Genomic DNA, 12647 nt, shown 5'->3' with positions numbered 1-12647 from the left:
ATCAATGAAAATAAAACCAGAATTTGATCTTATTCCGGAAGAAGGCTGGAGAAAAAAAATCTACGAAATCGTTTATTTATCCAACACAAAAGCCGGAAAAATTTTTGATATAAGCTTATTGACATTAATCCTAATTTCTACCATTCTATTAATGGTAGAAACTATTCCTATCATAAGACTACAATATTATCGAGAATTTTATTACGCCGAGTTTTTCATCACATTGATATTTACGATAGAATATATCCTGAGAATTATTTGTATAAAAGACAGGAAAGAATACATTTTCAGTCCATTAGGAATCATTGATTTTTTATCAATTATACCATTTTATATCAGTTTATTTTTTCCTGTATGGCATTTTGTCGCAGTTATAAGAATACTCAGAATACTCAGGATTTTCAGGATCTTTAATCTTGCCGACTATATGCACGATGGGAGATTCATTGTTTCTGCATTACGACACAGCTCCAGAAAGATTTATATTTTCCTTTTATTTATGATTATTTTTATCATAATTATTGGCTCACTGATGTATATTGTTGAAGGAGGAAAAAATGGATTCAGTAGTATTCCTCAAAGTGTTTATTGGGCTGTTGTCACCATTACAACCGTAGGGTACGGCGATATCTCTCCGGGAACCCCTGTAGGAAAAATCCTTTCCATCATTGTGATGCTATGCGGTTACAGCATTATTGCCGTCCCAACCGGCATTGTAACATCCGAGTTCAGAAAACAAAATAGGAACAATTTCCAATGCAAAAGATGTGGTAACCAAGACAATGATGATAATGCTCGTTACTGCAAAATTTGTGGTGAAAAAATAATTTGAATCTCATCTTATAAAAATCTGCTCAAATTCTTCTTCATTTTCGGAAAAAGTTCGTTTTGCTTCTTCGTAACCGATTTGAAAAATCTCTTCTAATCTTTGTGGTTTTCTTTCAAAGGTACCATATTTTGAAAGTTTTTTGGAAGTAATAAACCAATCACAAAATGCAAATTTGTAAATTTCCGTCCTGTGTGATAATAACTCATAGGCGCGCGTAGTTACCGAACGAATACTTCTCAGGTCATTAGCTTCTACATCTTGTGGTGGCGTCACATAAACACCTATCATTGTATCACACTCATTATGAATGACATCCGCAGGAAAATTATTGAGAACACCTCCGTCACTATACATTTCTGTTCCTATAAAATAAGGTGTGGAAATCCCTGGAATACAAGACGAAGCAATAATTGCATCAACCACTTTATAATTTTTCTCGAAAACTTTCTGTTGTCCCGTAATCAGTTCCGTTGCAACGATCCTGACATCTTTTTTCAAATCACCTAAAGTCGAATCTTCAAAAATCGGATTAAGATAAGTTGAGAAAATTGCTGATGAAACCAAGCCCGGTTGGTTGAATGTAAAATGTTTCCAGTTGAAAAAATATACAGACTGGAAAAAATCCAAAATTTCTTCTGGTGATTTCCCAAATGCATAAAGAGAACCAACGATTGAACCAGCACTACAGCAGGAGATAATATCCGGCTCTATATTTTTTTCATTTAGAAATTTCAATACTCCTGCATGGGCCAAACCACGCGTTCCTCCACCTGACAAAACCAATCCCAACTTTGAATCTTCCATAAAGTAAAATTAAAAAAACCACAGAACAATCTGTGGTTTTATAATATGAATATTATGTTAATCTCATTAAATATGAATCACCTCTCCATAAGCAGCAGCAGCAGCTTCCATAATAGACTCAGACAACGTTGGGTGTGGGTGGATAGATTTGATGATCTCGTGACCAGTTGTTTCCAATTTTCTTGCAACAACAGCTTCAGCAATCATATCAGTTACACCGTCACCAACCATATGACATCCTAACCATTCACCATATTTTGCATCAAAAATCACTTTGATAAATCCGTCTGTATCACCGTTTGCAGTCGCTTTTCCTGATGCTGACAATGGGAATTTGCCCACTTTAAGCTCGTAACCTTTTTCCTTAGCTTGTTTCTCAGTCAAACCAACGGAAGCAATTTCCGGATGGCAGTAGGTACAACCAGGAATATTGCCATAATCGATTTTTTCAACATGAAGACCTTTGATTTTTTCAACACAAGTGATTCCTTCAGCAGAAGCGACGTGAGCCAAAGCCTGAGTCGGGATAATATCGCCGATCGCGTAATAGCCAGGTACAGAAGTCTCATACCATTCATTAACCAAAACTCTTCCTTTATCGGTTTTGATTCCAACTTCTTCCAAGCCTATTCCTTCTAAGTTAGCAGCAATCCCGACAGCAGAAAGAAGAATATCAGCTTCCAATGTAATTTCTCCATTGGCAGTTTTTACTTTTGCCTTTACGCCATTCCCGGAAGTATCCACAGATTCCACAGAAGAATTGGTCATGATCTCGATACCTGATTTTTTCAGAGATTTCTCAACGTGTTTTGAAACTTCTTCATCTTCCAAAGGAACAATGTTTGGTAAAAATTCCACCACGGTAACTTTAGTTCCCATAGAATTATAGAAATCAGCAAACTCAATTCCAATGGCGCCAGAACCTACAACAATCATAGATTTTGGCTGCTCAGGAAGAGAAAGTGCCTGTCTGTATCCGATTACTTTTTTACCATCCTGAGGAAGATTTGGTAATTCTCTGGAACGTGCTCCGGTTGCAATAATAATATGTGTTCCTGTATATTCCGTAGTTTTTCCTTCAGCATCTACAACAGAAACTTTTTTACCAGCTTTTACCTTGGCAGTCCCCATGATCACATCGATTTTATTTTTCTTCATCAGGAACTGGATTCCACTGCTCATCTTAGAAGCAACCCCTCTACTTCTCTGGATTACTTTGGTGAAGTCAAATCCTGGGTTCTCCACTTTATTAAGACCATAATCCTCGGCATGTTTCAAATAATTGAAAACGTGAGCCGATTTCAGAAGTGCTTTTGTTGGGATACAACCCCAGTTAAGACAAATACCTCCAAGATTTTCTTTTTCGACAATGGCTGTTTTGAAACCCAATTGAGCAGCTCTGATTGCAGTCACATAACCGCCAGGTCCACTTCCTATAACTATGATATCGTAGTTCATGTGATTAAAAAATTTTATGCGAATTTACGGATTTTTTTTGAGCTTTATGTTAATACCATTAATGCTTGATGAAAATCATTAAACTGAAACTTAAATCCATTTTCCAACAAAATCTCAGGATAGACATTCCTGCTTTTTAACATAAGTTCTGTTTCTGTTTTGATGAAGACTGAAGCTAATTCCAATAACCAAACTGGACTTGGAATCCCAAATGAGACTTTAATCTTTTTCCGAATTTGACCCATCATATTTTCGTTAGATAAAGATTTTGGAGCTGTAATGTTAATTGCACCTTCAAGGTTTTCGTTTTCAATAATAAAATTAACGGCTTCACAAAAATCATTAATATGAATCCAGCTCATCAACTGATTGCCTCTACCCTGCTTTCCGCCTAATCCTAATTTTGAAATTTGTTTAAATTTTGGAAAAGCACCTCCATTTTTTCCAAGAACGATAGAAGTTCTGAGCGCCACTTTTCTGATATTTTGATTTCCTTTTTTGAAAAATTCTTTCTCCCAGGATTTACAGATATTCATTGAGAAATCGTCACCGATGATTCCGTTTTTTTCTGTATTGAGATGCGTCTCTGAGTGAACATAAATAGTTGCAGAACTTGCATTAAGCCAGATTCTAGGTAGATTTTGACATTTATCGATTGCTTTTTGCAAAACTCTTGTTGAATCTATTCTGGAATTGTAAATTTCTTTCCTGTTCTTATCATTATAACGACAGTCTACTGACTTCCCGGCAAGATTGATGAGAACATCTGCATGTTCCAGCTCGTCTTTCCAAATCCCGATTGTTTTTGCGTCCCAAAAAATTTCGTTTTTACGCTTTGGGTTTCTTGTCAGTATTTTGACCTCGTAATTTTTATCAAGAAAATAGTTTTCGAGATTTCTTCCAAGGAAACCGGTTCCAGCTGCAATGATTATTTTCATTTTGATAAATTTTAAGTTGTTAATTTCTTTTTACTGCCTAATGTTATTTTGTGAAACTCGCGTAGGCTTGAGCGGACTCTTCTAGAACTTCAGAATGATAAGCGGAAAAGAGGAAGGATATTAGGCATTTATGAATTCGAAACAATGTATAAGAGAATAGCTCCGAAAGTGATTCTGAACAACATCCAGGAAATGGTTGGTATCATCCCAAATTTCAGAATTGTGCATCGTCTGAGATGTTCCAAAAACATTAAGAATACTACAGTTCCGAAATAAATGAAGTAGAATATTTGACTAAAGTTGAAGAATAATGCCGGAATTAAAAGCAATGTTCCAAGCAAGGAAACCGTCATCATATTTCCCAGATAATCCCAAATTCTTCCTTTGAGATAAATTCCCATAAATGTTCCTTGCCAAACGATTTGCATACAGCAGATGAAAAATTCGAGACCAAAATTATTTTTGAAATTCGGAAACAATCTTTGATTATAAAATCCTAAAACATAAGCGGAAAATATTAAAACAAATCCAAGATAAAGAAGTCTATATTTTAGATTAAAATCCGGAACGCAATTGTCTTCTGTCAAATCTTTTTCTGAAGGAATAATTTGTTTTCTATTGTAAGAAACGAATTTGTAAAGTCTCTGAAAAAACCAATGAAAAGGTTTTATTCTTGCAAATTTTTCCAAAATCGGAAAAGAATTACCGATGATTGTGAGTAGGCTTTCTAATCCGTAGATTACTCTATTATTTTTTGTATCAATCAATGCGATTTCATTTTTTGACCGATGAACATCAATCTTATTTTTGGTTTCGGATGTGATTTCTGAAAAAGCTTCTCTGCCGTTTTTATCCAACATCCCGGATTTGACAAACCCTTTTGAATAGATATTGCACAATGGACAATCATTGTCATAAATGAGAATGTGATTTTGTAATGTTTTCATTTTGCTTGATTTTATAGTTTGAGGAAATCGCCTTTTGTTCTTTTGCTATTTCTGAAAAGAATTGTCATAAAAATCCTAAATAACAGGTTTCTCATAATTTTAAACATTTTATATTTTCAGTAATTTTTGAAAATTAATCCGAAATAAAAAAGGATTGATCCTTTTCTATTTTAACAAGCTGGTAATTTTCCCTACCAGCCAGTGATCATCACTTTTTATCGCTAAGTCCATTATATTGTTGATTTTGTTAGTCACGTTTCCAAAATCATCCATTAGTTTAACAAATTGTTTTGCTTCTTCGGAATCTTCATCTACATTCTTCAGCTCTTCCAAAAATGAAACAACAGGTTCTATTTCTCGCTTTCTACGTTCTTTTGTAATCTGTTTGAAAAGAAACCAAACATCTTTCTCGGCAACAAAATATTCTTTTCTGTCACCTTTTACCAGTTCTTTTTTTACAATTCCCCAGTCCATCAGATTCCGAAGATTCATATTGGCATTACCTCTTGAGATTTCCAGTTTATCCATCACTTCATCCGTGGATAAAGGTTTGCCTTCTGCTAAAAGCAAAGCATGAACCTGCGCCATTGTTCTGTTGATACCCCAATTGGTTGCAAATGTTCCCCAGGTTTGTATGTATTTCTCTTTAGCTTCGTCGAGTTTCATTTTTTATTGGTTTGAATTCTTGTACAAATATAATTAAAATTTCTAAACTTTCAAAAATAATTGAAAATAAAATAATCTAGGTTTAATTAAGAAATTTAATATTCAAATAATATTTTGTTTATAAAATGTATACATAAAAATTAATTTTTAATTAATAAAAAAAATAAATTGATTTCGTTACATTTGCTGAAAACTTTACATCTAATGAAGTATACTTTGTTAAAAAGAAACAAAAGCTTCCGGACAGATTCTCATACAAATTTTATCAGATGGATGAGAAAGATGGATCTGCAGCAATGGAATGATAACAAAGACTTTATGGAAGGTTATGCTTACCGAAAATCAACTTTCGAAAATATTGAAATCCGTTTTCATAATGAAGAATCTTTCATAGAAGATCTGCAAAAAAATAACCTTTTGAAAATAGAATCTTCAAAAGGTTTATTTGGCTTATTTTAAAATTTCAATTTAGTAAATCGCTGGATATTTCTCCGGATTCAATTCATTGAACAATTGATATACTTTTTCCACAATATCATCTGCGGAAGGCTTACTGAAATAATCTCCGTCACTTGCATAAGCTGGCCTGTGATTCTCAGCAGAAATTGTCAACGGATCCGAATCCAAATATCTGAAGGCTTTTTGTTTTTCCAAAATCTGCTGAAGAATAAACGCCGAAGTTCCTCCTTCAACATCTTCATCTATTATTACCAATCGGTTTGTTTTTTTCACACTCTCAGCAATCTCGTGAGATAGATCAAATGGAATCAGGGACTGAACATCAATAACTTCTGCAGAAATCCCTAGCTTTTCTAATTCATTTGCAGCTTCAGTCACAATTCTCCAGGTAGAACCATAAGTTACTAAAGTTACATCTGTACCTTCTTTTGTTACTTCTATTTTTCCAACTGGAACTGTGAATTCTCCTAAGTTGTCCGGCTGTTTTTCTTTCAGTCTGTAACCGTTCAGACATTCTACAATCACGGCTGGTTCGTCACTTTGGAGCATCGTATTGTAAAATCCTGCGGCTTTTGTCAAATTTCTTGGAACCAAAATATTGATCCCTTTGGAAAGATTAAGAATTCCTGCCATTGGCGAACCGGAATGCCATACGCCTTCCAACCTGTGACCTCTCGTCCTGATAATGACGGGCGCTTTTTGCCCACCTTTGGTCCTGTATTGAACCGTTGCCAAATCGTCGCTCATCCCTTGAAGACAGTACAAAATATAATCAAGATATTGGATTTCGGCAATTGGTTTCAAACCTCTCATTGCCATTCCAATTCCTTGTCCAAGAATTGTAGCTTCACGGATTCCTGTATCAGCGATTCTTACATCACCATATTTTTCCTGTAGTCCTTCCAAACCTTGGTTGACGTCTCCGATATTTCCCGTATCTTCGCCAAAAACCAAAGATTGAGGATATTTTTCAAAGATTTTATCAAAGTTATTTCTTACAACTACTCTACCATCTACTTCTTCGGAAGAATCAGAAAATATCGGCTTGATCTCTTTAACATTAGTCGCTTTCCATTCCGATTCAGAATACAGATGAGAAGAATAATTATCTTTTTCGATTTTTAAGATTTCTTCGTATTTCGATTTCAATATATTTCTTTCAGCTGAATCTTGGTTCCTTGTCAACAATAATGTCTTTCTTATCAATTGGAAAACATCCTTTTTGCTCACAGAAATGATTTTATTGAAAGTCTCGATCAAATTTCCAATTTCGAAGTTTTGGTTTTTAATGGATTCTACTAAAGGTAAAACGTCAGACTTAAGATCAGAAATTGTTTTTTGGTAAGCTTCCCAAGCTTTTTTTTGTCCTTCTTTTACTAATTTTTTAGCCTCCGAATCAATTGAATCTAACTCCTCAGCGGTTGCCAAAACTTCTTCCTGGCCTTCGATTTCGATGCTGTAATCCAAAATCCATTCTCTGAATTTAATTAATCCATCAAATTCAGATTCCCAGCTTAATCTGTCTTCAGATTTATAACGCTCATGCGAACCAGATGTTGAATGGCCTTGCGGCTGTGTTACTTCCGTTACATGTATTACAACAGGAACACTTTCATATCTGGCAAAATGTTCGGCTTTCGCATAAGCTTCCATCAGCGCCGGATAATCCCAGGCTTTTACCTGGATAATTTCACAGCCTTGATTTTCACCTTCATTTCTCTGAAAACCTGAAAGCATTTCGGATATATCCGCTTTTGCTCTTTGATTCTGAGTAGGAACCGAAATTCCGTAACCATCGTCCCAAATCGAAACGATCATTGGAACCTGTAATGCACAAGCCGCATTCAGAGTTTCCCAGAAATGGCCTTCTGCTGTAGAAGCGTCACCAATTGTTCCAAAAGCAACTTCGTTTCCGTCTTTCGAAAATTTCTCAGAACCTTCAAATTTTACAGATTTATAAATTTTAGAAGCCTGAGCCAGTCCTAACAACCTCGGCATTTGTCCCGCCGTTGGAGAGATATCAGATGAGATATTTTTCTGAGCTGTCAAATCTTTCCAACTTCCATCAGCATTTAGGCTTCTTGTAGCGTAATGCCCGTTCATTTGACGACCTGCTGAAGCTGGTTCTCTTTCTACACTTGTATCAGCATATAACTGTGCAAAAAAACTTTCTACAGAAACCGCATCAATTGCCAAAGCAAAAGTCTGATCCCTGTAATAGCCAGAGCGGAAATCTCCATTTCTGAAAACTTTTGCCATTGCCAGTTGCGGCAATTCTTTACCATCTCCAAAAATTCCGAATTTTGCTTTACCAGTAAGTACTTCCCGTCTTCCTAAGTATGACATCTCGCGGGAAATTCTTCCTAATCGATAATCATCCAGAATACTGTTTTTGAAGTCCTGAAAAGAGATCTGTTGAGTTTCTATATAAGTTGATTGCATATCAAAGAGTTTTGACAAATATAAAATTTTTTAGCTAATTTTTGTGAAAATGACATTTTGACTTTTTAAAGAATTTTTAATTAATCATAAACTATCATAAAGATCGGTAAGACTATACGATATTTTGATATTTTTAAACAAAATAAATTAAATGAGAAAAACTGCACCACATATACTTAATGCATCAACAAATCTATTAGGGTTTTGTCTTGTGATCCTGACATCCTTGAAAATTGCAAAATTTCAGCATCATTCTTACCTAAACGAGTTTGCAGTTTGTGCTATTTTATGTTTGGTAATGAGCTGTACACTTTCATTTCTTGCTATTAAAACTGACAAAGAAAAGGTTTCCGGAAAGCTCGAAAATTTTGCTGATGTGCTTTTTTTTGCAGCATTGCTATGTATCACATTAGCAATATGTATAGTAAGTATCGATGTTGTCTAACCAATTTTTATCGTTTCCAAAGCTTTCGGCAGAAAAGAGTTAGGAAAAATCTGTCTTGCCTCATCCGTCATAACACTTAAGTCACTGTAACGATTGGAAAAATGTCCTAAAATCAGCTTTCCGACTTGTGCTTTTTTGGCTATAGTTGCAGCTTCCAAAGCAGTGGAATGCCCCGTATAATCTGCCATTTCTTTCAGATTATGAAGGAAAGTGGATTCGTGGTAGAGAATATCTACATTTTCTATGATCTGGATAATGTCTTCTTTATATTTGGTATCACTGCAGAATGCATAAGAAACCGATGGTTTTGGATCTGTCGTCAGTAATGCATTATTGATGACGGTTCCATCTTCCGTTACAAAGTCTTTTCCTAAACGTAGATTCTGGAAATCACAGATTTCGATTTCTTTATATTTGGAAATCTCCTTCATGTTTAGATGACGCTCTTTTGGTTTTTCCCTGAAAAGGTAACCATTGCAATAGATCCTGTGATTAAGTGGAATAGTGAAAACCTCTACCCTTTTGTCTTCATAGATTTTTACAGATTCTTTACCCTCTAGCTCGTGATAAATGACTTCAAAACCTTTGTATGTTTCTGTAATTTCAAAAATAGTATCCATCATTTTCTTGATACCTTTTGGGCCGTAGATATTCAGCGGGGTTTTTCTTCCTAATAATCGGAAAGACGCTACCAATCCCGGCAAACCAAAACAATGATCACCATGAAGATGTGAAATGAAAATATGATTAATCTTAGAAAAACGGACTTTAGCCTTACGCATCTGCACCTGAGTTCCTTCGCCACAATCTATAAGGAAATGACGTTCTTCCATTTCCAGAAACTGAGAAGTCGGAGAAGAGTTAATAGTCGGAATTGCTGAATTGAATCCTAAAATTGTAAGATATGTACTCAATTTTTCTTAGATGTATTGAAATTACGAGGTAAATATACAAAAACATTATAAAAATCACACAACACCCCCTCTGGAATTAAGAAAGTCTAAGAATTTTTTCAAAGCTTCACTTCTGTGACTGATTTTATTTTTTTCTTCGGGCTGCATTTCAGCAAAAGTCAAATTGTAATCGTCCGGAACAAAAATCGGGTCATAACCAAACCCTTCTTCTCCGAAAACTTCTTTTGTCAAGTTACCATAAACCCGGCCTTCGAAATAATGCTCGCCGCCCTCATCTTTGTAACACAAAACAGTTATGAAGTAGGCTCTTCTATTTGGTTGATCCTTCATTTCTTCCAAAACTTTTTCGATATTTTTTTTGAAATTGTGATTGCCAGCATATCGCGCAGAAAAAATGCCCGGCCGCCCACCTAATGCTTCTACAACCAGTCCACTGTCATCACCAACACTTGGTTTGCCTGTCTTCTCGAAACAGTATTTAGCTTTGATAAGGGCATTGGCCTGGAAAGTATCACCGTCCTCGATGATTTCTTCATTCAAATCGTAGTCCGATAAACTGGTCACAACATAATCGGTTCCTAATATCTGCTGTATCTCTTCTTTTTTATGTAAATTATGTGTTGCTACTAAAATCTCCATTTATATATAATTGATGGTTGATAAATTATCATTGATTATGTTTGAAATGTTCTATTTTCTTGACATTTGTTTTTATGACCAAATTGCAGCCCGGCTTGAGCGGAAATCCTTTTTTGCTTGTACTCAATTTCTATTTAATCTGAAAAATCTCTGCAAAAAAGATTGGGAGCGGAAGACGGATTAAGCTGCCCTAAATTTAATCTTTATAAATAATATTCTTCTGGATTGCGAAAAAATAAAACGGTATTATAAAAATCGCTAATCCTGCTGCTAATAGTAGTTCAGGTTTAATTTTTAACAAATCAGAAAACGTTTCTGAATCTGAGTATAACATCATCATCGCCGACAACAAATTGTTGAATGCATGAAGCAAAATTGGCATCAGCAGCGATTTGGTTTTGTAATACACCAAACCTAATACCAAACCGAGCAGCAATGCGCCCGCAAATTGCCACGGATTGAAATGGACAACGCCGAAAATGAATGCCGAAACAATAATTGCCGTAACTGGTTTGACTTTGTTATTCAGCATTCCTTTCATAATGATGCCTCTAAAAAGGATTTCTTCCAGAATTGGCGCCAGAATGACTGTCATTATCAGTAACGAAATGGGTTCTTTAGCGAGTTTTGCAAACTGTTCTGAGTACATTTTGTAAATCTCGCCAAGTAAATCGCCTGTAGTCGGAATGAGTTGTGTGGTGTAATCTGCAACCAGCATCATCCCGAACATCATTGGAAATATCAATAGATAAACCCGAAATGGTTTGGTTGAGAAATCGAAATTGAGTTTGTTTCCGTCTTTTCTTACAATAAAAAAATCGAAAAAGAGAATGGGAACTACCATTGTTGCCGTATACATCAAAATATTAAAAATCCCAGTATCACTAATATCCTGTCCAAATAACGCAGACAATCCTAAACCAATTGCATACATCAACGACTGACCGATAAACAGCCCGACAACCAATAAAATCCCAACAAAAAAATCGACTTTATAATTCTGTTCTTTCATTATTTGAGCGCTTTCATATAAATTAAAGGTTCTGATTTGAAAGTTACATCTTCCGGATGAAATATCTTGAAATAATCTCTCAAAACCAAATCGCATCTTACAACACCCGATTCGAAATAGTCATTGGCATTGTCTTTTTCGCGATTGTTTATCATATATAAGTTCCCAGAATTGAAGACTTTCATTTTGCTGTAATTTGGATTGAGAGTCAATAATTCTTTTTTGTTCCTATGCGGACTGATATTGATCCAATAATTGACATTCTCTGATTTCACAAAAACTTCCTCAAAACTCAAAGGCACAGAAGATGATTCTTTGTTGTCTTTCAGAATATAATGCCCCCCAGCATCATTGATTAATCTTGCGACAAAGGAATTCCCGCCTGGTAAAAACCATTGACTTCCATACATTTCATTGCAAAGAATATTTGGTTTGTTGAAGGTTTTAGACGCTAAGGTTTGAATTTTTTTATAATTGTTCTCAATATTTTTAAACGTTTCCTCCGCTTGTTTTTCTGCTCCAAATAGTTTTCCAAATAACAGAAGATATTTTGATTTTTCTAATGGATTTTGCTCTAGAAATTCGTCCAGGAAAATCAATGTGATTCCGTTTTTCTTTAAGATGTCATAAGTATTGGCAAAATTGGGAACGTAATTGGTAAAAATAACGTCCGGTTTGTTGGAAAGGATTTTTTCTATGTCGTATTTCTGTTCGTTACCGATATTTTGGATTTTATTTTCTTTGATTAATTGATGGATTTTTTCAGAAAAAATATACTCGGGACTTGAAACGCCTGTTATTTTATTTTCTAAATTAAGTTCAGAAAAATAGCCAATCAGGCTTGAATTAAGCAACATTGCTTTCTGAAATGGTAATTTTTTTTTTGGAATGACATTTTTAAATTTTCCTGAGTTAATAACCAGATTTTTTGACTCATCCGAATAATTAACTCTTTCCGAGATAGTTATATTTCCAAAATCTGATTTTGAAATTTCTTTTTTACAAGAAAATGCAAAAAGAAAGAAAATTAAAAGTAAAAAAATGCGTTTCATCTTCCAAAGAAAGCAAAAAAGTGCTATATTTGCAAACCTTTA

13 protein-coding genes are annotated in these 12647 nt (G+C 34.9%); 3 read left to right on the top strand and 10 right to left on the bottom strand.

Going from position 1 to position 12647, the window contains the following annotated elements:
* The first annotated feature begins 4 nt into the window (after nucleotides 1–4).
* Complete coding sequence (locus QOL71_RS01345) at nucleotides 5–832, top strand: ion transporter (RefSeq protein WP_283415219.1); 828 nt, start codon at nucleotides 5–7, stop codon at nucleotides 830–832.
* Nucleotides 833–835: 3 nt separating this feature from the next.
* Here the strand turns inward: QOL71_RS01345 and QOL71_RS01340 are convergent, their stop codons facing one another.
* The 5 genes from QOL71_RS01340 to QOL71_RS01320 form a co-directional block, all read right to left on the bottom strand.
* Complete coding sequence (locus QOL71_RS01340; RefSeq protein ID WP_283415218.1) at nucleotides 836–1633, bottom strand: patatin-like phospholipase family protein; 798 nt, start codon at nucleotides 1631–1633, stop codon at nucleotides 836–838.
* Nucleotides 1634–1699: 66 nt separating this feature from the next.
* Nucleotides 1700–3091, bottom strand: coding sequence for a dihydrolipoyl dehydrogenase (gene lpdA, locus QOL71_RS01335; protein WP_283415217.1), 1392 nt, complete (start codon nucleotides 3089–3091; stop codon nucleotides 1700–1702).
* A 44-nt stretch (nucleotides 3092–3135) separates the two neighbouring features.
* Nucleotides 3136–4029, bottom strand: a complete 894-nt coding sequence (locus tag QOL71_RS01330; protein ID WP_283415216.1) for a TIGR01777 family oxidoreductase — start codon at nucleotides 4027–4029, stop codon at nucleotides 3136–3138.
* 128 nt (nucleotides 4030–4157) lie between these two features.
* The gene (locus tag QOL71_RS01325; RefSeq protein ID WP_283415215.1) at nucleotides 4158–4976 is read right to left on the bottom strand and encodes a DCC1-like thiol-disulfide oxidoreductase family protein; all 819 of its coding nucleotides are present in this window, start codon (nucleotides 4974–4976) and stop codon (nucleotides 4158–4160) included.
* A 165-nt stretch (nucleotides 4977–5141) separates the two neighbouring features.
* Nucleotides 5142–5642: a GbsR/MarR family transcriptional regulator gene (locus tag QOL71_RS01320; RefSeq protein ID WP_283415214.1), complete on the bottom strand. Its 501-nt coding sequence runs from the start codon at nucleotides 5640–5642 to the stop codon at nucleotides 5142–5144.
* Nucleotides 5643–5846: 204 nt separating this feature from the next.
* On the opposite strand from QOL71_RS01320, the gene QOL71_RS01315 reads away from it, so the two are divergent.
* Nucleotides 5847–6101, top strand: coding sequence for a hypothetical protein (locus QOL71_RS01315; RefSeq protein ID WP_283415213.1), 255 nt, complete (start codon nucleotides 5847–5849; stop codon nucleotides 6099–6101).
* Nucleotides 6102–6110: 9 nt separating this feature from the next.
* On the opposite strand, the gene QOL71_RS01310 is transcribed toward QOL71_RS01315, so the two are convergent.
* On the bottom strand, nucleotides 6111–8543 hold the full coding sequence (locus QOL71_RS01310; protein WP_283415212.1) for an alpha-ketoacid dehydrogenase subunit alpha/beta: 2433 nt from the start codon (nucleotides 8541–8543) through the stop codon (nucleotides 6111–6113).
* Nucleotides 8544–8694: 151 nt separating this feature from the next.
* Here QOL71_RS01310 and QOL71_RS01305 point away from each other — a divergent pair, with 151 nt between their 5' ends.
* Nucleotides 8695–8988, top strand: a complete 294-nt coding sequence (locus QOL71_RS01305; protein WP_283415211.1) for a hypothetical protein — start codon at nucleotides 8695–8697, stop codon at nucleotides 8986–8988.
* Here the strand turns inward: QOL71_RS01305 and QOL71_RS01300 are convergent.
* The 4 genes from QOL71_RS01300 to QOL71_RS01285 all read right to left on the bottom strand — a co-directional run bounded on the left by QOL71_RS01300 (nucleotide 8985) and on the right by QOL71_RS01285 (nucleotide 12605).
* Nucleotides 8985–9902, bottom strand: coding sequence for a ribonuclease Z (locus tag QOL71_RS01300; protein WP_283415210.1), 918 nt, complete (start codon nucleotides 9900–9902; stop codon nucleotides 8985–8987). The genes QOL71_RS01305 and QOL71_RS01300 overlap by 4 nt on opposite strands.
* 54 nt (nucleotides 9903–9956) lie before the next feature.
* Nucleotides 9957–10541, bottom strand: coding sequence for an RdgB/HAM1 family non-canonical purine NTP pyrophosphatase (rdgB, locus tag QOL71_RS01295; RefSeq protein ID WP_283415209.1), 585 nt, complete (start codon nucleotides 10539–10541; stop codon nucleotides 9957–9959).
* Between the two features lie 196 nt (nucleotides 10542–10737).
* Nucleotides 10738–11553 (bottom strand): CPBP family intramembrane glutamic endopeptidase, encoded by an 816-nt coding sequence (locus QOL71_RS01290; protein ID WP_283415208.1) that lies wholly within the window; start codon nucleotides 11551–11553, stop codon nucleotides 10738–10740.
* A complete protein-coding gene (locus QOL71_RS01285; RefSeq protein WP_283415207.1) occupies nucleotides 11553–12605 on the bottom strand; it encodes an ABC transporter substrate-binding protein in 1053 nt (350 codons plus the stop codon). Before QOL71_RS01285 ends, QOL71_RS01290 begins: the two co-directional genes overlap by 1 nt.
* Between the last annotated feature and the right edge of the window lie 42 nt (nucleotides 12606–12647).

This window comes from Epilithonimonas pallida (genome assembly GCF_900182975.1).
Classification (GTDB): domain Bacteria; phylum Bacteroidota; class Bacteroidia; order Flavobacteriales; family Weeksellaceae; genus Epilithonimonas; species Epilithonimonas pallida.
The sequence above is the reverse complement of the archived record's forward strand: the minus strand, read 5'-3'. Positions and strand labels throughout refer to the sequence as shown.